17 protein-coding genes, 1 pseudogene and 2 riboswitches are annotated in these 21,429 nt (G+C 63.3%); of the genes and pseudogenes, 15 read left to right on the plus strand and 3 right to left on the minus strand.

All coding sequences use genetic code 11. From position 1 onward, the window contains the following. Nucleotide 1: 1 nt before the first annotated feature. On the minus strand, nucleotides 2–190 hold the full coding sequence (locus tag GFU70_RS10325) for a CbtB domain-containing protein (RefSeq protein ID WP_014338677.1): 189 nt from the start codon (nucleotides 188–190) through the stop codon (nucleotides 2–4). Between the two features lie 100 nt (nucleotides 191–290). After that, nucleotides 291–514: riboswitch (cobalamin riboswitch) on the minus strand. A gap of 275 nt (nucleotides 515–789) precedes the next feature. Then, a riboswitch (cobalamin riboswitch) is annotated at nucleotides 790–1,005 on the plus strand. 97 nt (nucleotides 1,006–1,102) lie between these two features. Between GFU70_RS10325 and cobW the strand changes: the two genes are divergently transcribed. The 14 genes and pseudogenes from cobW (at nucleotide 1,103) to GFU70_RS10395 (ending at nucleotide 17,085) form a co-directional block, all read left to right on the plus strand. Further along, nucleotides 1,103–2,167 carry a cobalamin biosynthesis protein CobW gene (gene cobW, locus GFU70_RS10330; RefSeq protein WP_058543984.1) on the plus strand — a complete coding sequence of 355 codons (1,065 nt, stop codon included), beginning with the start codon at nucleotides 1,103–1,105 and terminating at the stop codon, nucleotides 2,165–2,167. A gap of 3 nt (nucleotides 2,168–2,170) precedes the next feature. Continuing rightward, entirely contained in the window at nucleotides 2,171–5,944 is a 3,774-nt protein-coding gene (cobN, locus tag GFU70_RS10335; RefSeq protein WP_153387977.1) for a cobaltochelatase subunit CobN, read from the plus strand. A 223-nt stretch (nucleotides 5,945–6,167) separates the two neighbouring features. Further along, complete coding sequence (locus GFU70_RS10340) at nucleotides 6,168–7,169, plus strand: ATP-binding protein (protein WP_058543914.1); 1,002 nt, start codon at nucleotides 6,168–6,170, stop codon at nucleotides 7,167–7,169. 101 nt (nucleotides 7,170–7,270) lie between these two features. Continuing rightward, on the plus strand, nucleotides 7,271–7,828 hold the full coding sequence (locus tag GFU70_RS10345; RefSeq protein WP_081264377.1) for a vWA domain-containing protein: 558 nt from the start codon (nucleotides 7,271–7,273) through the stop codon (nucleotides 7,826–7,828). A 103-nt stretch (nucleotides 7,829–7,931) separates the two neighbouring features. Next, nucleotides 7,932–9,578, plus strand: a pseudogene (locus GFU70_RS10350) (phospholipase D-like domain-containing protein). A 55-nt stretch (nucleotides 9,579–9,633) separates the two neighbouring features. Continuing rightward, nucleotides 9,634–9,975: a hypothetical protein gene (locus GFU70_RS10355; protein ID WP_153387978.1), complete on the plus strand. Its 342-nt coding sequence runs from the start codon at nucleotides 9,634–9,636 to the stop codon at nucleotides 9,973–9,975. 397 nt (nucleotides 9,976–10,372) lie between these two features. Further along, on the plus strand, nucleotides 10,373–11,221 hold the full coding sequence (locus GFU70_RS10360) for a transporter substrate-binding domain-containing protein (RefSeq protein WP_058543918.1): 849 nt from the start codon (nucleotides 10,373–10,375) through the stop codon (nucleotides 11,219–11,221). 54 nt (nucleotides 11,222–11,275) lie between these two features. Then, nucleotides 11,276–11,938 carry an amino acid ABC transporter permease gene (locus GFU70_RS10365; protein ID WP_058543919.1) on the plus strand — a complete coding sequence of 221 codons (663 nt, stop codon included), beginning with the start codon at nucleotides 11,276–11,278 and terminating at the stop codon, nucleotides 11,936–11,938. A gap of 9 nt (nucleotides 11,939–11,947) precedes the next feature. Continuing rightward, entirely contained in the window at nucleotides 11,948–12,610 is a 663-nt protein-coding gene (locus GFU70_RS10370; RefSeq protein WP_058543920.1) for an amino acid ABC transporter permease, read from the plus strand. After that, on the plus strand, nucleotides 12,607–13,425 hold the full coding sequence (locus tag GFU70_RS10375; protein WP_064106783.1) for an amino acid ABC transporter ATP-binding protein: 819 nt from the start codon (nucleotides 12,607–12,609) through the stop codon (nucleotides 13,423–13,425). Before GFU70_RS10370 ends, GFU70_RS10375 begins: the two co-directional genes overlap by 4 nt. A gap of 26 nt (nucleotides 13,426–13,451) precedes the next feature. Further along, the gene (locus GFU70_RS10380; RefSeq protein WP_058543921.1) at nucleotides 13,452–13,841 is read left to right on the plus strand and encodes a RidA family protein; all 390 of its coding nucleotides are present in this window, start codon (nucleotides 13,452–13,454) and stop codon (nucleotides 13,839–13,841) included. A gap of 149 nt (nucleotides 13,842–13,990) precedes the next feature. Next, nucleotides 13,991–14,755, plus strand: coding sequence for an IclR family transcriptional regulator (locus tag GFU70_RS10385; protein WP_058543922.1), 765 nt, complete (start codon nucleotides 13,991–13,993; stop codon nucleotides 14,753–14,755). A 40-nt stretch (nucleotides 14,756–14,795) separates the two neighbouring features. Beyond that, nucleotides 14,796–16,013 (plus strand): amino acid deaminase, encoded by a 1,218-nt coding sequence (locus tag GFU70_RS10390; protein ID WP_058543923.1) that lies wholly within the window; start codon nucleotides 14,796–14,798, stop codon nucleotides 16,011–16,013. A 154-nt stretch (nucleotides 16,014–16,167) separates the two neighbouring features. Continuing rightward, on the plus strand, nucleotides 16,168–17,085 hold the full coding sequence (locus GFU70_RS10395; RefSeq protein ID WP_153387979.1) for a sugar kinase: 918 nt from the start codon (nucleotides 16,168–16,170) through the stop codon (nucleotides 17,083–17,085). 87 nt (nucleotides 17,086–17,172) lie between these two features. Here GFU70_RS10395 and GFU70_RS10400 read toward each other — a convergent pair whose 3' ends face one another. Continuing rightward, complete coding sequence (locus tag GFU70_RS10400; protein WP_003182808.1) at nucleotides 17,173–17,448, minus strand: peptidylprolyl isomerase; 276 nt, start codon at nucleotides 17,446–17,448, stop codon at nucleotides 17,173–17,175. Between the two features lie 48 nt (nucleotides 17,449–17,496). Next, complete coding sequence (locus GFU70_RS10405) at nucleotides 17,497–20,034, minus strand: PAS domain-containing sensor histidine kinase (protein WP_153387980.1); 2,538 nt, start codon at nucleotides 20,032–20,034, stop codon at nucleotides 17,497–17,499. A 133-nt stretch (nucleotides 20,035–20,167) separates the two neighbouring features. On the opposite strand from GFU70_RS10405, the gene GFU70_RS10410 reads away from it, so the two are divergent. After that, nucleotides 20,168–21,286: a PilT/PilU family type 4a pilus ATPase gene (locus tag GFU70_RS10410; RefSeq protein ID WP_116642741.1), complete on the plus strand. Its 1,119-nt coding sequence runs from the start codon at nucleotides 20,168–20,170 to the stop codon at nucleotides 21,284–21,286. Nucleotides 21,287–21,429: the final 143 nt, after the last annotated feature.

The following is a 21,429-nucleotide window of genomic DNA, read 5'->3' on the forward strand; positions in this document are numbered from 1 at the left end:
CTCAATGGCACGGGAAAGCGGCGCTGTGGCGGGTATCGTGGGCGGCGTTGTGCACCGCTTCGATGTGGGAGAAACCGGCGAAATAGACCAGCCCCGCGCCCAGGATCGAAGCCAGGATCGCGGCGCTCAGGCGTTGGCTCAGGGTGGTGGTGCTGCTGGCGGTGCGGGCGGTGCTGCTGATGGTCGACATGGCGCTTCCCTCTGTTCTTGTTCAGTGGGGGATATGAGCGCGATGAGACCCCGGGCGAAAGCCCACCAAGGTTCGAACAGCGCCCGCCCACCGCGGGTTTGTTGATGCATGAGTCATGGGCCGGTCTCCGGGCTTGCGAGGGGCCGGGCTTGCGCCTGGCCTGCAAGCGTCACCTTCCCATGTCCGCGGACACAGTGGTTCAGACGCTTCGCTCGCTTACCGTTGCGGGGGCAGCACCGGACTGACGTGGCTTTGGAGTAAAGCACACGATTCACCGGTTTCCCGTTTCACCCTGTGAAGGGCACCCATGACAAGTGGTTTGCGTAGCGGGTTCTGTTAGCCCAACTTCGGACGCCAGAATTTGAGCTAGCAGAACCCGCTACGCAAACCATGCACAGGAGAGCATGGGCGGGGGCGGGGCGTCAATGTACAAGGGGCGCGGCGAGCATGCTGTTGTGGCGAGGGAGCTTGCTCCCGCTGGGCTGCGCAGCGGCCCCCGGTTCTTTACGGTCGCTGCGCAACCGAGCGGGAGCAAGCTCCCTCGCCACAACGGCGTCATGCAGATTACTTGCGGCGATTGACCCGCCACCACACCCTGCGTAGCCTTGCGCCTTCGAGGTTCTTCGGCATGCGCCGAAGCTAAGAAGGGAACGCGGTCCAAGCCGCGGCTGCCCCCGCAACTGTGAACGGTGCTGTTTCTGCAAGGCCACTGTGCATGCTCTCTTTAAACGGGCACACGGGAAGGCGCAGCAATTGCCAGTCGAAAGATTGGCCCGCCGTCAGCCAGGAGACCTGCCTCGAGACAGATTCTCACTACAACCGGGCGGGGTGATCCGGTGGCGAAATCTTCCGCGCACGCCTGTGCCAGCGGTCGTCGTCCCGTTTGCCCGCCACCTTGCCAAAGGGCATCCGATGAAAACACTGGCCAAACTCCCCGTCACCATCGTCACCGGTTTCCTCGGCTCGGGTAAAACCACCTTGCTGCGGCACATGCTCGACAACGCCCAGGGCCGGCGTATTGCCGTGATCGTCAACGAATTCGGCGAGCTGGGCATCGACGGCGAGATCCTCAAGCAGTGTTCCATCGGCTGCACCGAAGAAGAGGCCAACGGCCGCGTCTATGAACTGGCCAACGGCTGCCTGTGCTGCACGGTGCAGGAAGAGTTCTTCCCGGTGATGCGCGAACTGGTGGCTCGGCGTGGCGACCTCGACCACATCCTGATCGAAACCTCCGGCCTGGCCCTGCCCAAGCCGCTGGTCCAGGCTTTCCAATGGCCGGAAATTCGCAGTGCCTGCACCGTCGATGCGGTGATCACCGTGGTCGACAGCCCGGCCGTGGCCGCCGGTACCTTTGCCGCCTTCCCCGACCAGGTCGATGCCCAGCGCAAACTCGACCCGAACCTGGACCACGAATCGCCGCTGCACGAACTGTTCGCCGACCAACTGGCGAGCGCCGACCTGGTGATCCTCAACAAGGCTGACCTGATCAGTCCTGAAGACCTGGCCAAGGTTCGCCAGGAGGTCGCCGAAGAGCTGCCACCGGCGGTCAAGGTCATCGAAGCCAGCAGCGGTCGCCTGCCGCTGGACGTGCTGATCGGCCTGGGCGCCGGTTCCGAAGAACACATCGACGGCCGCCACAGCCATCACGACCATCACCACGATGGCGACGATGATGACCACGATCATGACGCCTTCGATTCCATTTCCATCGAACTGCCCCAGGCTGACGAAAGCCTGTTGCTCGACGCGCTGACGCAACTGGTGGTCCAGCACGGCGTACTGCGAGTCAAGGGTTTCGCGGCGATTCCAAACAAGCCGATGCGCCTGTTGATCCAGGGCGTCGGCACGCGTTTCGACAAGCATTTCGACCGCCAGTGGGGCGCCGAGGAAGCGCGGGTCACCCGTCTGGTGCTGATCGGCCAGGCGCTTGACGCCGCGCTGCTCGAAGCGCAGTTGCGCGCCGCCCTCGGCGCCTAAGCCATGCACCTGCTCAGGACCCAGCCCGGCGGTTTTGTGTCGGATGACAACATCGCCGACCTGGGGCAAACCCCCGCCGAACTGGTGATCCTGTGCAGCGGCGACTCCAGCCTGGCGCTGCTGGCCGAAGCGGCGAAGCAGTTGCCGGATGATTATCCGCAGTTTCGCCTCGCCAACCCGATGCAGGTGCAAAACCACGCTTCGGTGGATCTGTATGTCGAAGACGTGCTGCGCCACGCCAAGGTCATCCTGCTGTCGCTGCATGGCGGCATCGGCTATTGGCGCTACGGTATCGAGCGCCTGATGGAGTTGGCCGGGCGCGGGGTGAAGCTGATCCTGGTGCCGGGGGATGATCGTCCGGACCCGGAGCTCAGCGACCTGAGCAACGTCCCCTGCGAAGACCGCGACCGGCTCTGGCAGTTCTTGCGCCAGGGCGGGCTGGGCAATGCCCTGGATCTGTTTCACAACCTGGGCAGCCAATGGTTTGGCCGCGATTATCCGTGGACCGAGCCGCAGGCCTTGCCGCGCACGGCCATCTATCACCCGCGCAAAACCAGCGCCAACCTCGACGATTGGCAAGCCGACTGGAGCGCCGGGCAGCCAGTGGCGGCGGTGCTGTTTTATCGCTCCCACCTGCAAGCGGCGAACACCGCGTTCATCGACGTGTTCTGCCAGCGCCTGCAAGCGGCGGGGCTCAATCCGCTGCCGATTGCCGTGGCCAGCCTCAAGGAGCCTGCTTGCCTTGCACTTGTAGAGGATTGGTTGGACGAAGTGGCGGCGGGCGTGATCCTCAATACCACCGGCTTCGCTCAATCCAGCCCCGAAGCTGCGCATCTGCGCCCGTTTCGTCGCAACATCCCGGTGATCCAGGCGATCTGCGCCCAGGACAACGAACCCGGCTGGCGTGCCAGCGAGCAGGGCTTGGGACCACGGGACCTGGCGATGCACATAGCCTTGCCGGAACTGGACGGACGGATCATCAGCCGCCCCATCAGTTTCAAGGACCTGGCCTGGCGCAGCGAGCGCAGCCAGAGCGACGTGGTCTGCTACCGGGCCGCGCCCGAGCGTATGGATTTTGTCGCTGGGCTGGCCCGACGCTGGACCACCCTGGCGCGTTTGCCCAATGCCCAAAAGCGTGTGGCGCTGATCCTCGCCAACTACCCGACCCGCGACGGGCGCATCGGCAATGGCGTCGGCCTGGACACCCCGGCGGCGGCGCTGAATATCCTGCGGGCCCTGCAGGCCGAGGGCTATCCACTGCCGGCTGAACTGCCAGCAAGCGGCACCGCGTTGATCCAGCAATTGCTCGGCGGGGTCAGTAATGACCTGGACAGCCTCGACTTGCGTCCCTGTCACCAGAGCCTGGCCCTTGCCGAGTACCAGGCCTTGTTCGACGCACTGCCCGAAACCAATCGCCAAGCGGTGCTGGCGCGCTGGGGCTCGCCCGCGCAGGACCCGATGTTCCGCGAGGGACGCTTGATGGTCGCCGGCCTGCGCCTGGGCCTGACCTTCGTCGGCATCCAGCCGGCGCGGGGTTACCAGGTCGACCCGAGCGCGGTGTACCACGACCCGGACCTGGTGCCACCCCACGGTTACCTGGCGTTTTATTTCTGGTTGCGCCACACCTACGGCGTCCACGGGGTGATCCACGTCGGCAAGCACGGCAACCTTGAATGGTTGCCGGGCAAGGGCGTCGGGCTGTCGGAAAACTGCTGGCCGGACGTGCTGTTGGGGCCGCTGCCGAACATCTATCCGTTCATCGTCAATGACCCGGGCGAGGGGGCCCAGGCCAAGCGTCGCACCCAGGCGGTGATCATCGACCACTTGATGCCGCCGCTGACCCGGGCCGAAACCTATGGGCCGCTGCGTAACCTCGAGCTGTTGGCCGACGAGTACTACGAGGCGCAATTGCTGGATCCGCGCCGTGCCCGGGAACTGCAACGGGACATCCTCAACCTGGTGCGCGAGACGCACATCGACCGCGAGTTGCAACTCGATGCCGCGCTCGATAGCGATGCCGATGCGGCGATCTGGCTGCCACGCCTGGACACCTACCTGTGCGACTTGAAGGAGTCGCAGATCCGCGACGGCCTGCATATTTTTGGTGAGTCGCCCAGCGGACGGCTGCGCATCGACACGTTGCTGGCGTTACTGCGCATTCCTCGTGGCGACGGCAAAGGTGCGCAGTCGAGTCTGTTGCGGGCGCTGGCCAAGGCGTTCGGGCTGGGTTTCGACCCGCTGGACTGTGCCTTGGGCGAACCCTGGACTGGCGACTGTCCCGAGGCCTTGCGCCAGGTCAGCGCCGAGCCCTGGCGCACCACCGGCGATACGCGCGAGCGCCTGGAGCTGTTCGCTGTACAGTTGATCGAGCAGGCGCTGGACGGTGCGGTGGAGCAGCTCGACGCGCCAGGTTGGGAGGTGGTGGGCAGCATCATTGAAAACCTGCGATCCGTCGTGGCCCCACGCCTGGACGCCTGCGGCCCGGCGGAAATGCGCGGCCTGCTCGATGCCTTGAGCGGGCGCTTCGTGCCGGCCGGCCCCAGCGGTGCGCCGAGCCGCGGGCGCCTGGACGTATTGCCTACCGGGCGCAACTTCTTCTCGGTGGACGTGCGCAACCTGCCCACCACCACGGCGTGGCGCATCGGTTTCCAATCGGCGAACCTGATCCTTGAGCGGCATTTGCAGGATCACGGCGACCATCTGCGCCAGCTCGGCCTGTCGGTGTGGGGCACCGCCACCATGCGCACCGGTGGCGATGACATTGCCCAGGCCATGGCGTTGATGGGCGTGCGTCCGGTGTGGGCCACGGGCAGCCAAAGGGTCGATGACTTTGAGATCCTGCCGCTGAGCCTGCTGGACCGGCCTCGGGTCGATGTCACGCTGCGCGTGTCCGGCTTCTTCCGTGATGCCTTTGCCAACCTGATCCGCCTGTTCGATGCCGCCGTGCAGGCCGTCGCCGCCCTCGATGAGCCGGACGACATGAACCCCTTGGCAGCCAAGGTGCGCAGTGAGCGCGAAGCCTTGCTGGCGTCGGGCCTGGAACCAGACGCCGCGGCGCGCCAAGCCGGCTGGCGAATCTTCGGCGCCAAGCCCGGGGCCTATGGCGCAGGCGTGCAGGGCGCGATTGACGGTCGCTTGTGGCAGAGCCGCGAGGATCTGGCCGAGGTGTACCTGAACTGGGGCGGTTATGCCTACGGCGCCAGCGATGAAGGCACTGCCGCCCGGGAACAGTTCTCCCGGCGCTTGAGCCAGGTGCAGGCGGTGCTGCAGAACCAGGACAACCGCGAGCACGACCTGCTCGACTCCAACGATTACTACCAGTTCCAGGGTGGCATGCTGGCGGCGGTCGAGACCCTCAGTGGTGATGCGGCGGCCAGTTACCATGGCGATCACAGCCAGCCGGACTTGCCCAAGATCCGCACCCTGAAAGAAGAGCTCAACCGCGTCATCCGTTCCCGCGCGGCGAATCCGAAGTGGATCGACGGGGTCAAGCGTCACGGCTATAAAGGTGCGTTCGAACTGGCGGCGACGGTGGACAACCTGTTTGCCTTCGACGCCACCACCCGATTGATCGACGATCACCAGTACGCCTTGCTGGCCGATGCCTACCTGCTCGACCCGGACACCCGGGATTTCGTCCGCCAGCACAACCCCGACGCCCTGCGGGACATGACCGAGCGCATGCTCGAAGCGCAGCAGCGGGGGATGTGGCAGGAACCGGGTGAGTACCGCGAGGCGCTGGAGAATTTGTTGTTGGACATAGAAGAAGATGGCTGACGTGCCTACTCAGCAGGCGGGACACAATGTCTGTGATGGGTTGACCTGTGGCGAGGGGATTATTCCCGCTGGGTTGCCCCTACCTTCCGTAGGAGCTGTCGAGTGCAACGAGGCTGCGATCTTTACCCATACCCCTTAAATCTCAAGCGAAAGACCAAGATCAAGATCAAAAGATCGCAGCCTTCGGCAGCTCCTACCACCGAACATCCATGAGATATCCAACATGACCCACACCCCCCATTTCCCGCTCTGCGCCGTGGTCGGCGCCGATGACCTGAAACTGGCCCTGTGCCTGGCCGCGATCGATCCGAAAATCGGCGGTGTGCTGATCGAAGGGCCGCGGGGCATGGCCAAGTCCACCCTGGCCCGGGGCTTGGCGGACCTGCTGGCCAGCGGTCAGTTCGTCACCTTGCCCCTCGGTGCTACCGAAGAGCGGCTGGTGGGCACCCTGGACCTGGACGCGGCCCTGGGGCAAGGGCGCGCGCAGTTTTCTCCCGGCGTGCTGGCCAAGGCCGACGGTGGCGTGTTGTACGTCGATGAAGTGAACCTGCTGCCCGATCATTTGGTGGACTTGCTGCTCGATGTGGCTGCCAGCGGCACCAACCTGATCGAGCGCGACGGCATTTCCCATCGGCATCCGGCGCGCTTTGTGCTGATCGGCACCATGAACCCGGAAGAGGGTGAGCTGCGCCCGCAGTTGCTCGACCGTTTCGGCCTCAACGTCGCCCTCGACGGTCACACTGCACCGGCTGAACGCGCTCAGATCATCCGGCGGCGGCTGGATTTCGACAGCGATCCGCTGGTGTTCTGCGCAGCGTGGGAGACGGCCCAGCAGCAGTTGCGCGAACGTTGCCAACAGGCACGCGACCGCTTGGCCGGGATCGCCCTGGACGATGCGGCGCTGGCGCAGATCACCGAGCGCTGCTTTGCCGCCGGGGTCGATGGCTTGCGCGCCGACCTGGTCTGGCTGCGGGCGGCCCGGGCCCATGCGGCTTGGCGCGGGGCTGCTGCGATTGCCGATGAAGACATCGATGCGGTCGCCGAGTTTGCCTTGCGGCACCGGCGGCATGGGCATTCGACACCGGCACCGTCCCAGGCGCCGCAAACGCCCGCCAATGGAGCGACCCAGCCCAACGAAGGCCAGGGCCAGTGGGGCGACCTGCCGGCCCGGGCATTGCCGACCGGTGCCCGGCGTGACGTGCCGAGCTGGCCAAAAAAGCCTTAGGCATTCGCCCCCGTTCGCCGGCGGGGGCGAATGCCAGACCCCGTGCCGGACGACTCGACCAGGGCCGCCAGGGCCGCAGCAAAGCGGCGGCCAGCGGTGCGGTGAACTGGCCGGGGACATTGCTCAATGGCCGACCACGTCTGCGTGAGGACCTGCGCTTTCATGGGCGCCATCGCTCGCCCCATGAGCTGTGGCTGGTCATCGTCGATGCGTCGGCCTCGACCCGTCGTCATCGCGCCTTGAGTGACGGCAAGGGCTTGCTGGCGCAGCTGTTCGACGACGCCTACCGCCAACGCGCCCGCCTGGCACTGTTGAGGGCCAGCGGCACTGTCCCGAATTGGCAGGTGCAAGGGCTCAAGGCCTCGGCCGGCTTGCGCGACTGGCTCGACGGCCTGGGCGCCGGTGGCGGTACACCGTTGCTGGCGGCGCTGGAGGAGGCCGGGCGCTGGCTGGTGGCCCGGCGCAAGCGTTACCCGGCGGAGCAGCAGCGGGTCTTGGTGATGACCGATGGACGAGTCAAGGAGGGGCTTTCACCGCCGTTTCTCGATTGTCCGTGCCTGCTGATCGACATTGAAAGAGGTCCGATCCGCCTGGGGCGGGCCCGGCAGTTGGCGGGGCGGTTGGGGGCGGAGTATCGGCATATTGATCAAATCACTTGAAATGTTCTTTGACTGTGAAGGCCTCATCGCGTCGGTCCCTGATCTGACCATCTAACCCGCATCACTGCACTATGCTCAGGCAGCCCCCTCACAGGAGTGAACCATGCGCGTACTCGTCACCAACGCCCAGGACGATTTTCGGGTCAAGGCCTATGCCGGCACCAACGGCGTGCTGCTCGCCATGGACCTGGCTGAATCCCGGCGCAAGGGTCTGCTGGGCTTTGCCATCGAGAAGCAGCACAGTGACAGGCCCTGGCTGTTCCTGTTCAACAGTCTGACCTTCCCCGACAAGGCCCACACCTTTCCTCAGTTCCACGCCACCCCCAGCGACAAGGCACCCTTGCAGAAATTTCGCTGGGCCGACTACGCAGTCAACCCCGGCGTGACGATTCGCTACCGTGTGCACCTGGCCTATGGCAGCCCCGATGCACCGCAGTTGGGCGACTTCCTGGAGGTCACCGTCACCAGCGACGACGGGCAGCCGGCCAACCAGCAGGTCATCTTCAATCGGGCGGTGGCCGCCAGCCAGGCGTTCCAGCGCAAGTTTCCTGAAGTGGATGCCTTGATCAGCGCCAACAAAAAACTGTCCATCGAAGCCTGGCCCGACGCCCCGCGTCGTTGGCTGGAAAATGGCTTGTTGGGACGCTTGACCGGCTTCATCGACCGGGCGCTGGATGCCAGTTGGGCCCTGGATGTCGCCATCTATGAATACGAACTGCCGGTGATCGTCGAGGCGGTCAACGCCGCTCATGCTCGCGGGGCACAGGTTCGAGTGCTGTACCACGCCGAACCAGGAGACGACACCACCCAACGCAACGAAGCCAACCTCCAAGCACTGCCGGCCGCCAACAAACGCGGGCGGGTCACCCACAACATTTTCCACGACAAGTTCATCGTGCTGAGCAAGGTTGATGGCGGCGGTGCGCTACAACCTGAGGCTGTGCTGTGCGGCAGCACCAACTTCACCGCCAACGGCGTCTACCGCCAAGCCAACGTCGTTCATGTGCTGGATGACCCACAGGTGAGCGACAGCTACCGCCAAGTGTTCGAGCAGATCTGGGCCGCACCGCAGAACGTCGATACCATTCGCCAGTGACTGACCCGGAACAACCCCATGGCACCGAAGAAGGCGCTGTTTACCGGATTCTCGCCACGCACCGGCGAGGGCGACCTGGACCGCTTCGTCGACATCATCAAGGGCGCGCGAAAGGACCTGTTGTTCGTCACCGCATTCGTCTTGCCCGAGCGCATTCTCGACGCCGTGCTTGGCCAGCCCAATGACGACGTGTTGCGCTATGGCCTGCAAAACACCAAGAGCCGCATCACCGGCTTTCACGCCGACCGTACTGCCGAATTCGCCGCCACCGCCTTGCTCAACACCGGCCTGGAAGGCTGGCTCAAGGAAAACATGAAAGGCCAGAAGGGCAACCTGCTGGTGCACACCAAAGCCATCGTCACCGACTTCACCAGCGACACACCGACCATCCTCAGCGGCAGCCACAACCTGAGCGCCGCGGCCAGCAATGGCAACGACGAGAACTACCTGATCATCCAGGGCGACACCGACCTGGCCGACCGCTACGGGCTGGAACTGCTGCGTTTCTATGAGCATTACCGCTTTCGCTACTTCGCGAAAAAACTCGCCCTCAAGCAGGTCAAGCCACTGGCGGTGGATGACAGCTGGAGTGATGACTATTACCGCGAGGGGGATTTGCGGATGTTGTCCAGGGTGAGGTTTTGCGGGCGTTAGGTGCAGCGGGTATCCAGTGCTAGCATAGGGCCATCTGTCGGCCGGGAAAGCTGCCATGAATCGCTGTCACGGAACGTCTGCCTTGCTTCGCGCCTGTATCGCGACCCTGTTGTTGGCGCTGTGTACTTCGACCCTTGCCGCCAATCAACCGTGTTCCGGGCGCAAGGGCGGGATTGCCGGGTGTGACGGCGATACCTTCCTGTGCAATGACGGCTCCATCAGTGCTTCGAAGAAGTCTTGTTCCGCTGTGCTGGGGCTTCGGAACGAGGCCAGGCCGCAGTTGTTGCTCAAATCATCCGAGGGTTGCCAGTGCGGCAGTGGCAATTACTGCGTCGGTCCCCGGGGCGGGGTCTATTGCCTCACGCCCGGCGGCAGCAAGAGCTACAAGCGCAAATAGCCAGGCACACCGCCGAACCATTGTGGGAGCGAGCTTGCTCGCGATAGCGTCAGGTCAGTCGCCATCAATATTGACTGATATGCCGCCATCGCGAGCAAGCTCGCTCCCACAGGGTATCCATTTACAAATTCCAGGGTGGCTCCGTTTCGGTGCGCCGGGTGCGCCGAGTACCCGGTTTGGGGCCTTGTTACCCGTGCGTCGTGGCCAACGGTAGCAATAGCGTTCGCACGCAGATGCCACTGTGCGGACGCCTGTTTCTCCCATCCCCCTGATTTCCTTAACTTTCCATTTTCCTCACTCGCGCGCTGCATGCCTGTGGCACACTTTCTGCTGTCTATTCCGTTGTTACATACCATGTTCCGGTATAGCGGAATAAACTGACCTTGGAGTGCTTGCCATGCAACGCCGACCTTCCTTGTTAAAAGCGTGTGTTTTTCTCTTCGCGGCCACGACGGCTGCCATGGGGGTCGCTCAGGCGGCCGACAGCAAGCTGGACAGCGTGCTGCAGCGGGGGAAATTGATCGTGGGCACGGGCAGTACCAATGCGCCGTGGCACTTCCAGGGAGCGGATGGCAAGTTGCAGGGCTTTGATATCGACATTGCGCGGATGGTCGCCAAGGGGTTGTTCAACGACCCGGAGAAAGTCGAGTTCGTGGTGCAGTCTTCCGATGCGCGCATACCCAACCTGCTGACCGACAAGGTCGACATGAGCTGCCAGTTCATCACCGTCACCGCCAGCCGCGCCCAGCAAGTGGCGTTCACCCTGCCGTACTACCGCGAAGGCGTGGGCCTGCTGCTGCCGGCCAACAGCAAGTACAAGGAAATCGAAGACCTCAAGGCTGCCGGCGACGGCGTCACCGTGGCGGTGCTGCAGAATGTCTACGCCGAGGAATTGGTGCACCAGGCGCTGCCCAAGGCCAAGGTCGATCAATACGACAGCGTCGACCTGATGTACCAGGCAGTGAACTCCGGCCGCGCCGATGCCGCCGCCACCGACCAGTCCTCGGTCAAGTACCTGATGGTGCAGAACCCCGGCCGCTACCGCAGCCCGGCCTATGCCTGGAGCCCGCAAACCTACGCCTGTGCGGTCAAGCGTGGCGACCAGGACTGGCTGAACTTCGTCAACACCACCTTGCATGAAGCCATGACCGGCGTGGAATTCCCCACCTATGCGGCGTCCTTCAAGCAGTGGTTTGGCGTCGAGCTGCCGTCGCCAGCGATCGGTTTCCCCGTTGAATTCAAATGACCCTGTGAGCCCGGGGCGCCACTTGCTGGCGCTCCGGCTAAGGTACTGCCGACCATGAATTATCAGTTGAACTTTGCCGCCGTCTGGCGCGATTTCGACACCTTGCTGGCGGGGCTGGGCCTGGGACTTTCCCTGGCGTTGGTGTCGATCGCCATCGGTTGCGTGATCGGCCTGGCGATGGCGTTCGCGCTGCTGAGCAAACATCGGCTCCTGCGGGTGCTGGCGTCGGTGTATGTCACGGTGATCCGCAATACGCCGATCCTGGTGTTGATCCTGTTGATCTACTTCGCCTTGCCGAGCCTGGGCATCCGCCTGGACAAGCTGCCGTCGTTCGTCATCACCCTCTCGCTGTACGCCGGGGCCTACCTGACCGAAGTGTTTCGCGGCGGGCTGATGAGCATTCACAAGGGCCAGCGGGAAGCGGGATTGGCCATCGGCCTGGGCGAGTGGCAGGTGAAGGCCTACGTCACGGTGCCGGTGATGCTGCGCAACGTGTTGCCGGCCTTGTCGAACAACTTCATTTCGCTGTTCAAGGACACCTCCCTGGCGGCGGCGATTGCCGTGCCGGAACTGACCTATTACGCCCGCAAGATCAACGTGGAGAGCTACCGGGTGATCGAAACCTGGATGGTGACCACGGCCCTGTATGTCGCGGCCTGTTACCTCATTGCCATGGTGCTGCGGTATTTCGAGCAGCGCCTGGCGATCCGCCGTTAGGAGTTTCCCATGTACGAATCCCCCAGTTGGTTGCATGAGTTATGGGTTGCCCGGGACACCCTGTGGAGTGGCTTTCTGACCAGTGTGCAGTGCTCGGTGTTGGCGATTTTGTTGGGCACGTTGATCGGCCTGGTCGTCGGGCTGGTGCTGACTTACGGTCGGACCTGGATGCGTGCGCCGTTTCGTTTCTACGTCGACCTGATTCGCGGCACGCCGGTGTTCGTGCTGGTGCTGGCCTGCTTCTACATGGCCCCGGCGCTGGGCTGGCAGATCGGTGCGTTTCAGGCCGGCGTGCTGGGCTTGACGCTGTTTTGTGGCTCTCACGTGGCCGAGATCGTGCGTGGGGCCTTGCAGGCGTTGCCTCGCGGGCAGATGGAAGCGAGCCAGGCCATCGGCCTGACGTTCTACCAGTCGCTGGGCTACGTGCTGTTGCCCCAGGCCTTGCGGCAGATCCTGCCGACCTGGGTCAATTCCTCCACCGAGATCGTCAAGGCCTCGACCTTGCTGTCGGTGATCGGCGTCGCCGAACTGCTGCTCAGCACCCAGCAGATCATCGCCCGGACCTTCATGACCCTGGAGTTTTACCTGTTCGCCGGGTTTCTCTTTTTCATCATCAATTACGCCATCGAATTACTCGGGCGGCACATTGAAAAGCGGGTGGCGTTGCCATGACTGACGTTTCGAATCTCTCCAACACGAACCCCAACATGAACCTCTCCAACACCCAGCCGCTGCTGGACATTCGCGGCCTGCGCAAACAATACGGCCCGCTGGAAGTACTCAAGGGCGTGGACCTGAGCATGCAGCGCGGCAACGTGGTCACGCTGATCGGCTCCAGCGGTTCGGGCAAGACCACGCTGCTGCGCTGCGTCAACATGCTGGAAGAATTCCAGGGCGGGCAGATCGTGCTCGACGGCGAGTCCATCGGCTACGACGAGATCGACGGCAAGCGTGTGCGCCACGCCGAGAAAGTCATTGCCCGGCACCGAGCCATGACCGGCATGGCCTTCCAGCAATTCAACCTGTTCCCGCATTTGACGGCGTTGCAGAACGTCACCCTGGGCCTGCTGAAGGTGAAAAAGCTGCCCAAGGACGAAGCCGTGGCCCTGGCCGAGAAATGGCTGGAACGGGTGGGCCTGTTGGAGCGGCGCGATCACTTTCCCGGCCAGTTGTCTGGCGGCCAGCAGCAGCGCGTGGCGATTGCCCGGGCGATTGCCATGAACCCCAGCCTGATGCTGTTCGACGAAGTCACTTCGGCCCTGGACCCGGAACTGGTTGGCGAGGTGCTGAACGTGATCAAGGGCCTGGCCGAAGACGGCATGACCATGCTGCTGGTGACCCACGAAATGCGCTTTGCCTTCGAGGTCTCCGACAAGATCGTGTTCATGAACCAGGGCCGCATCGAGGAGCAAGGGCCACCCAAAGAGTTGTTCGAGCGACCGCAATCACCGCGCCTGGCGGAATTTCTCAAGAACACGCGTTTTTAACTTTTCATTCAATAAGGAGATAACCCATGAGCATTACGCGCTACGGCACCGGCAGCACCGCAGGTGGAGGTCAGCCTCGGCCATTTGCCCGCGCCGTGGAGGCCGATGGCTGGCTGCACGTGTCCGGCCAGGTGCCGGCGGTGAACGGCGAGATCATTGTCGGCGGGATCGTCGAGCAGACCCACCAGACCATGAAGAACCTGGTCGCCATTCTCGAAGAGGCCGGATACGGCCTGGAAGACGTGGTGCGCTGCGGCGTATGGCTGGAAGACCCACGGGACTTCTGGAGTTTCAACAAGGTCTTTGGCGAGTACTTCAGCCCGGAACACGCCCCGGCCCGGGCCTGCGTGCAGGCGAGCATGATGGTTGATTGCAAGGTCGAGATCGATTGCATCGCCTACAAGAAAAAGGCCTGAACCCTGTAGGAGCTGCCGAGCGAAGCGAGGCTGCGATCTTTCCCCAGACAGTTGAGTCTTAAGTGAAAAAGATCGCAGCCTTCGGCAGCTCCTACAGCGTCGGAGTAAGATTCGACAGCTCCTACGACCAATGAACGGGAATGCAATAAATGACCGAAGACACCATCAAACGCCGGGCCCGAGGATTGGATCGGGCGTTCGATATCCTCGATTTTCTCAAGGAAATCGGCCAGCCGCTGCGCCCGAACGATATTGCCAGCGGCATCGGCAGCCCCAAGTCCACGGTCTATGAACTGGTGGCGTCGCTGCTGGAGCGGCGCATCCTCGAGCCGGTGGGCAAGGACGGCCATGTCTACCTGGGCCGCCAGTTGTATTTTCTCGGGCAGGCGCACCTGCGGCATTTCGATTTGAGCCGCGAGGCTGACCAGGCCTTGCAGGAGATCGTGCGCCAGACCCGGGAAACGGCGCAGATGTGCCTGCTCAATGGGCGCAAATACACCGTCGCGCTGATGAAGGAAGGCGAGCGGCATTTTCGCATTTCATCGGACATCGGTGAAAACGCGCCGATCCCCTGGACGGCGTCCGGGCGCCTGTTGCTGGCGCATCTGAGTGACCAGCAGATCGTCGACCTGATCGACCCCGACGACTTCATTTTGCCGGACGGCGAGCGCCTGCCCCTGGAGCAATTCCTCAAGGAAATCCGCCAGGCCGGCCTCGATGGTTTTTTCTCCTTCGACAGTGTCGCCGACACCTTCACCCACTGTTTCGCCGCGCCGGTCAAAGACCCCGGCGGCGTGGCCATCGCCACCCTGTGCATCGTCGCCCCACGGGCCGACGCCAAGAACAATTACGCCGACTACCGCCGGGTGCTGATCGAAAGCGCCAACAACCTGGCCCGTCGGATCAATGAATAGACAGCACCGGCACGAGTGGCCGTGTGCGAGGAGTTCGAACATGCCTTCCGCCATCCTTAATGCCGGCGTCGAGAAGGGCGCCGCCACCGTCGGCGCCCACCTGCTACGGGACGTCAGCCTGCCGGCGCTGGTGCTGCATCGCGCGGCGCTGGAGCACAACATCCGCTGGATGCAAGATTTCGTCACCAGCAGCGGTGCCGAGCTGGCGCCCCACGGCAAGACCAGCATGACCCCCGCGCTGTTTCGCCGGCAGCTGGAGGCCGGCGCCTGGGGCCTGACGCTCGCCACCGCCGTGCAGACCCGTGCCGCTTACGCCCATGGCGTGCGCCGGGTGCTAATGGCCAACCAATTGGTGGGCACGCCGAACATGGCGCTGATTGCCGATTTGCTCGCCGACCCGGCGTTCGAATTCCACTGCCTGGTCGATCATCCGGACAACGTCGCTGACCTGGGCGCGTTCTTTGCCACTCGCGGCGTACGGCTCAATGTGATGATCGAGTACGGCGTGGTCGGCGGCCGGTGTGGCTGCCGGACCGAAGCCGAGGTGTTGGCCCTGGCCGAGGCTATCCAGGCGCAACCGGCGCTGGCCTTGATCGGCATCGAAGGCTACGAAGGGGTGATCCACGGTGACCACGCCATCAGTGGCATTCGTGCGTTCGCGGCGTCCCTGGTGCGGTTGGCGGTGCAGTTGCAGGACAATGGCGCCTTTGCCATCGACAAACCGATCATCACCGCCTCGGGTTCGGCCTGGTACGACCTGATCGCCGAATCCTTCGAAGCCCAGAATGCCCACGGGCGTTTTCTCAGCGTGCTGCGCCCCGGCAGCTACGTGGCCCATGACCATGGCATCTACAAAGAAGCGCAGTGCTGCGTGCTGGAGCGGCGCAGCGACCTGCACGAAGGCCTGCGCCCGGCGCTGGAGGTCTGGGCCCATGTGCAATCGCTGCCGGAGCCGGGCTTCGCGGTAATTGCCCTGGGTAAGCGCGACGTGGCCTACGACGCCGGCTTGCCGGTGCCGCTCAAGCGCTACCAGCCCGGATCGGACTTGCTGGCGGGTGACGATGTGAGTGGCTGCAAGGTGACGGCGGTGATGGACCAGCATGCGTTCATGACGGTAGCGGCGGGGGTTGAGTTGCGGGTCGGGGACATCATCTCGTTCGGTACTTCACACCCGTGCCTGACGTTCGACAAGTGGCGGGTGGGGTGCCTGGTGGATGAGCAGTTGCGGGTGGTCGAGAGCATGGAGACGTGTTTCTAGCCTTTAGACCGAGTCGCGGCTATCGCGGGCAAGCCTTGCTCCCACAGTTGGGCCGCTGCGGACACAGAATTTGTGTTCACCAAAGATCCCCTGTGGGAGCGGGCTTGCTCGCGAAGACGATCTGTAAAACACCGCTGAATTATCAGGATCATCCATGAGCAACCCCAAACCCCGCATCGCCCTGATCGGCGAATGCATGATCGAATTGCAACAACGCGCCGACGGCAGCCTCCTGCAAAGCTTCGGCGGCGACACTCTGAACACGGCGGTGTACCTGGCCCGCGCCCTGGGCGACCGGGGCGCGGTGGATTACGTCACCGCCCTGGGCGACGACAGTTTCAGCGATGCCATGTGCGCGAGCTGGGCTGCCGAGAACATCGGGTTGCAGCGGGTCCAGCGCTTGCCTGGACGCCTGCCGGGTCTGTATTGCATCCAGACCGATGCGGCGGGTGAGCGGCGATTCCTGTACTGGCGCAACGAGGCAGCGGTGCGCGATTGTTTTACCACCCCGGCCGCTGGCCCGATCCTGGCTGCGTTGCTGGATTACGATGTGCTGTATTTCAGTGGCGTCACCCTGGCGGTGCTCGGCGAGCAGGGGCGTGGCAAGCTCATCGAAACTCTGGTCCAAGCGCGCCGGCGCGGGGCGCTGGTGGTGTTCGACAATAATTTCCGGCCCAGGCTCTGGGCCTCGAACGAAGCGGCGCGGGCGGCGTATCGCAGCGTCTTGCCCTATGTGGAACTGGCGCTGCTGACCGTAGAGGACGAGCAGGCATTGTTCTGTCATGCCGACAGCGAGGCGGTGTTCGCCGCCTATGCGCAGCTCGGCACGCCCGAGGTGGTGCTCAAGCGCGGTGCCGAGGCCTGCCTGATTCGGTGTGACGGCCAGTCTTATGAAATACCTGCCCTGCGGGTCGAGCGCGTCGTGGACACCACGGCGGCGGGGGACTCCTTCAGCGCCGCGTACCTGGCGAGTCGTCTGCTAGGCGGCAGCCCGGTGGAGGCGGCCGAGGCCGGGCACCTGTTGGCGAGCCGGGTGATCCAGGTGCCGGGGGCGTTGATGCCCCGGGACTGACTGGGGGGATGTACCTGTGGGAGCAAAGCTTTGCTCCCACAGGCAAGCTTTGTTTCCACAGACAGGCTTCGCTGACAACGTGATCGATCAATCCCGGTAGAACACCTGCACCAGGTGATACCCGAACTTGCTCTTGATCGGCCCATGCACTACCCGCAGGGGCTTCTTGAAAATCACCGCATCGATCACCCCGACCATCTGCCCCGGCCTTACTTCACCCAAATCGCCGCCGCGTTTGCCCGAAGGGCAGGTGGAGTATTTCTTGGCCAGCACATCGAAGGCTTCGCCCTTGGCGATGCGTTGCTTGAGCTGTTCGGCTTCTTCGGCGGTTTTCACCAGGATATGGCGGGCTTGGGCTTTCATTGCTGCGGTGACCTGAACGGTGCGACGGGGCGGCGATTATGCCTCAAGTCAGTTGCCATGGTTGATCATCGTCCGAATCTTGTTGGCCAATAGATCTAGGGTGAAGGGCTTGGCGACCATGTCCATGCCCTGGTCGAGGAACCCCTGGCGTTCGGCGGCTTTTTGCGCGTAACCGGTCATGAACAGCACTTTGAGCCCCGGCCGGTGCTGGCGGGCGATCTCTGCGAGCTGCCGACCATTCATGCCCGGCAGCCCGACATCGGTCACCAGCAGGTCGATGCGCTGGTCCGATTCCAGCACGGGAAGCGCGGTCACGGCGTCCCGGGCTTCGAGAGCGGTGTAGCCCAAGGCCTGCAACAGATCGAGCACCAGCATGCGCACAGCAGGTTCATCCTCCACCAGCAGCACGGTTTCCCCGGCGATGGCCGGCGGTACGACGACTGTCTCTGGCGTCTCGGGTGGTTGGGTCGGCGAAACGTGCAAGCGCGGCAGGTACAACTGCACCCGCGTGCCCTGGCCCGGCACACTGTCCAGGTTGAGGTGCCCACCCGACTGCTGGGCAAACCCGTAGATCATCGAGAGGCCCAGGCCGGTGCCCTGGCCGATGGGCTTGGTGGTGAAGAACGGATCGAAGGCCTTGGCCAGCACGGCGGGGGTCATGCCGCTGCCGTTGTCGCTGACGGCGATCATCACGTAGTCGCCGGCCTTGACCGGCTCCAGGGTGTTGATGTCCGCACCGTCGAGATAGACGTTGGCGGTTTCGACGATCAATTCGCCGCCCTCGGGCATCGCATCGCGGGCGTTGATCACCAGGTTGAGCAGGGCGTTTTCCAACTGGCTGGCATCGGTGCTGACCGGCCACAGCTCATTGGCCAGTTGCAGTTGCAGCACGATGTGATCGCCCGTGGTGCGGCTCAGCAGGTCTTCGAGCGAGCGCACCAGGTCATTGGCGTCCAGTGGTTTGCGGTCCAGGGACTGGCGCCGGGAAAAGGCCAGCAATCGATGAGTCAGCGCCGCGGCGCGGTTGGCCGAGGACACCGCCGCTTCGGTGAAGCGCCCGATCTCGTCGGTGCGGCCAGCGGCGATGTAGCGTTGCATCAGGTCGAGGCTGCCGAGGATACCGGTGAGCATGTTGTTGAAGTCATGGGCAATGCCGCCGGTGAGCTGGCCCACGGCTTCCATTTTCTGCGCATGGCGCAGGGCTTCTTCGGCGCGCTCGCGTTCGAACATCTCGCTTTGCAGCCGGTGATTGGCTTCGGCCAGTTGCTGGGTACGGGCGATGACCCGTTCTTCGAGTGTTTCGTTGAGGTTGCGCAGGGCCTCCTCGGTTTTGCGGCTTTCGGTTTCGTCGATCACAAAGATGTAGAAACCGTTTACTGCACCGTCCGCCCCGTGGCGAGGCAGGTAGTTGACCAGCGAATGGCGCGGGCGCCCGTCGCGATGGCCCATTTGCACGGCGAAGGTGCACGGTTTGCCGGCCAGGGCGTCGGCGATCTGCTGGGCGCGGGCGGCATAGGCCTCTTCGCCGAGTACTTCGCGGACCGTCTTGCCGTAGAGTTCCTGAGGGGTCAGGCCGTACCAGTCCAGGTAGGCACTGTTGTTCAGCCGGAAACGCTCTTGGCGGTCCACGTAGCTGATGAGGATCGGCATGGCGTTGATGATCAACTGCAGCTCGGTCTGGCTCTGGCGCAGGGCCTGCTCGGTGCGCTTGCGCTCGGTCAGGTCCAGCGCCGCACCAAGAAAACGCTTGGGCCGGCCGTGGCGATCCTTGTAGCAACGACCGCGTACGAATACCCAGCGCAATTCACCGTCGGGCCGCAGCAAACGATATTCCTCGGCGTATTCGGTGCCGTGGGTGATGCAGTGCTTGATGCTGCGAGCGACCATGGCCCGGTCCTCGGGGTGCACGCCTTCGAGGTAGGCGCTGATGGGCAACTGGCGTGACAGGCTCGGATCGACGCCGTGCAGCAGGGCGAAGTGTTCGTCGGCGATGAAGCGATCTTCGCTGATATCCCAGTCCCAGGTGCCTAACGCATCGGTGGCGGCCAAGGCCAGTTGCAAGCGTTCCTCGCTTTCGAGCTGGGCCTTGAGACTGGCCTCGGAGCGTCGTTCGAACTCCTGGGCCAATTTTCGCCGTTCGCTGGTTTCAATGGCGGTGACCAGGATACCGGCGACGGTGCCGCTTTCGTCGTGCACGGGGCTGTAGGTCAGGTCCAGCCACAAGTCGCAGAAGCGGCCGGCGAAGGGTAGGCGCCATTGCTGATCGCGGCTGCTGTACGTGCGGCCTTGCAACACGCGGTGATAAATCGGTTCGCTGAAGGCTTTGAGTTCGGGCCATGCTGCGTGGGTCGGCTGGCCGAACGCCTGCGGATGCTTGTCGCCGACCAATCGGGCAAAGGCGTCGTTGTAGATGTGGGTCAGTTCGTGGCCCCACAGCAAGGCCATTGGCATCGGGGAGTGGAGCACGATGTCCACGGCGGTGCGCAGGCTTTGCGGCCAGTTTTGGGTGGTGCCCAGCGGGCTGCGGGTCCAGTCCAGCCGGGCGATCAGGCTCTGTATGTCGCTGCCGGAGGGCATCGCGCTCATGACAGACCCCCTGCAAGTCGTGTCGGTACCGCGGCGTCTACTATCCTCTGAAGAAGGTAAGCGCGGGTTGATCTGAAGAGTTTCATGCTCGGGTCAGCTTGTTTCAATTGATGTCTCGCGGAAATTTCAGTCCATGGAAATTGATCCCTTGTTGCGAATCCTGGCGAGCCAGAATGGTTCCGATCTTTACATGTCCACGGGTGCGCCGCCGTGCGCGCGTTTCGAGGGTGTGCTCAAACCCTTGGGGAACGAGGCATTCAAGGTCGGCGACATTGCCCGGCTCGCCGAGTCTTTGATGGACGCCGAACAGCGCCTTGAGTTCGATCGGGAGTTGGAAATGAACCTGGCGATCTCCCTGGCCGGCGTCGGGCGGTTCCGGGTCAATATCTTCAAGCAGCGCAATGACGTGTCCATGGTGATCCGCAACGTCAAGCTGGACATCCCGCGCTTCGAAGACCTGAAACTGCCTCGAGTGCTGTTGGACACCATCATGCAGAAACAAGGGCTGATGCTGTTCGTCGGCGCGACAGGCTCGGGCAAGTCGACCTCCCTGGCGGCGCTGATCGATTACCGCAATCGCAACAGCAGCGGTCACATCATCACCATCGAAGACCCGGTGGAGTATATCCATCGGCACAAGAAATCCATCATCAATCAACGGGAAGTCGGTGTCGACACCCGCAGTTTTCACGCGGCCCTGAAAAACACCCTGCGCCAGGCGCCGGACGTGGTGCTGATCGGCGAAATCCGCGACCGGGAAACCATGGAGCATGCCCTGGCTTTCGCCGATACCGGGCACTTGGTGATTTCCACGCTGCATGCCCACAACGCCAACCAGGCACTGGACCGGGTGATCAACTTCTTCCCGGAAGAGCGCCGGCCGCAGTTGTTGAACGACCTGGGCAACAACCTCAAGGCGTTCGTCTCCCAGCGCCTGGTGCGCACCCGCACCGGCCAGCGCCGGGCGGCGGTGGAGGTGATGCTGGGTTCGCCCACGGTGGCCGACCTGATCCGGCGCAACGAGTTCGGCGAGCTCAAGGGCATCATGGAAAAGTCAGAGGAACTGGGAATGCAAACCTTTGATCACGCACTGTTCAACCTGGTGGTTGAAGGCGCCATCGATGAGGAGGAAGCCCTGAAAAACGCTGACTCGGCGAACAACTTGCGATTGCGGTTGAAGTTGCATACCGAGTCGGGTGCGGCGGCGCCACCGGCCGACCCGCCAGCGGGTGAGTGGGGGCTTATGGATTGAGTACTTCTGTGGGAACAACACTTGTGGAAGCAAAGCCTGTGATGAGCCTGTGGGAGCAAAGCCCGTGATGAGCCTGTGGGAGCAAAGCTTGCTCGCGATGAACGATGACGCGGTAGGTCTGAAAAACCGCGTTGCCTGTATCG

The organism is Pseudomonas brassicacearum (genome assembly GCF_009601685.2).
GTDB classification, from domain to species: domain Bacteria; phylum Pseudomonadota; class Gammaproteobacteria; order Pseudomonadales; family Pseudomonadaceae; genus Aquipseudomonas; species Aquipseudomonas kilonensis_B.

Excerpts from the sequence above, each read along its gene's own strand:
- GFU70_RS10325 (WP_014338677.1), bottom strand. The coding sequence starts at position 190 with ATGTCGACCATCAGCAGCACCGCCCGCACCGCCAGCAGCACCACCACC.
- cobW (WP_058543984.1), top strand. The coding sequence starts at position 1,103 with ATGAAAACACTGGCCAAACTCCCCGTCACCATCGTCACCGGTTTCCTC.
- cobN (WP_153387977.1), top strand. The coding sequence starts at position 2,171 with ATGCACCTGCTCAGGACCCAGCCCGGCGGTTTTGTGTCGGATGACAAC.
- GFU70_RS10340 (WP_058543914.1), top strand. The coding sequence starts at position 6,168 with ATGACCCACACCCCCCATTTCCCGCTCTGCGCCGTGGTCGGCGCCGAT.
- GFU70_RS10355 (WP_153387978.1), top strand. The coding sequence starts at position 9,634 with ATGAATCGCTGTCACGGAACGTCTGCCTTGCTTCGCGCCTGTATCGCG.
- GFU70_RS10360 (WP_058543918.1), top strand. The coding sequence starts at position 10,373 with ATGCAACGCCGACCTTCCTTGTTAAAAGCGTGTGTTTTTCTCTTCGCG.
- GFU70_RS10365 (WP_058543919.1), top strand. The coding sequence starts at position 11,276 with ATGAATTATCAGTTGAACTTTGCCGCCGTCTGGCGCGATTTCGACACC.
- GFU70_RS10370 (WP_058543920.1), top strand. The coding sequence starts at position 11,948 with ATGTACGAATCCCCCAGTTGGTTGCATGAGTTATGGGTTGCCCGGGAC.
- GFU70_RS10375 (WP_064106783.1), top strand. The coding sequence starts at position 12,607 with ATGACTGACGTTTCGAATCTCTCCAACACGAACCCCAACATGAACCTC.
- GFU70_RS10380 (WP_058543921.1), top strand. The coding sequence starts at position 13,452 with ATGAGCATTACGCGCTACGGCACCGGCAGCACCGCAGGTGGAGGTCAG.
- GFU70_RS10385 (WP_058543922.1), top strand. The coding sequence starts at position 13,991 with ATGACCGAAGACACCATCAAACGCCGGGCCCGAGGATTGGATCGGGCG.
- GFU70_RS10390 (WP_058543923.1), top strand. The coding sequence starts at position 14,796 with ATGCCTTCCGCCATCCTTAATGCCGGCGTCGAGAAGGGCGCCGCCACC.
- GFU70_RS10395 (WP_153387979.1), top strand. The coding sequence starts at position 16,168 with ATGAGCAACCCCAAACCCCGCATCGCCCTGATCGGCGAATGCATGATC.
- GFU70_RS10400 (WP_003182808.1), bottom strand. The coding sequence starts at position 17,448 with ATGAAAGCCCAAGCCCGCCATATCCTGGTGAAAACCGCCGAAGAAGCC.
- GFU70_RS10405 (WP_153387980.1), bottom strand. The coding sequence starts at position 20,034 with ATGAGCGCGATGCCCTCCGGCAGCGACATACAGAGCCTGATCGCCCGG.
- GFU70_RS10410 (WP_116642741.1), top strand. The coding sequence starts at position 20,168 with ATGGAAATTGATCCCTTGTTGCGAATCCTGGCGAGCCAGAATGGTTCC.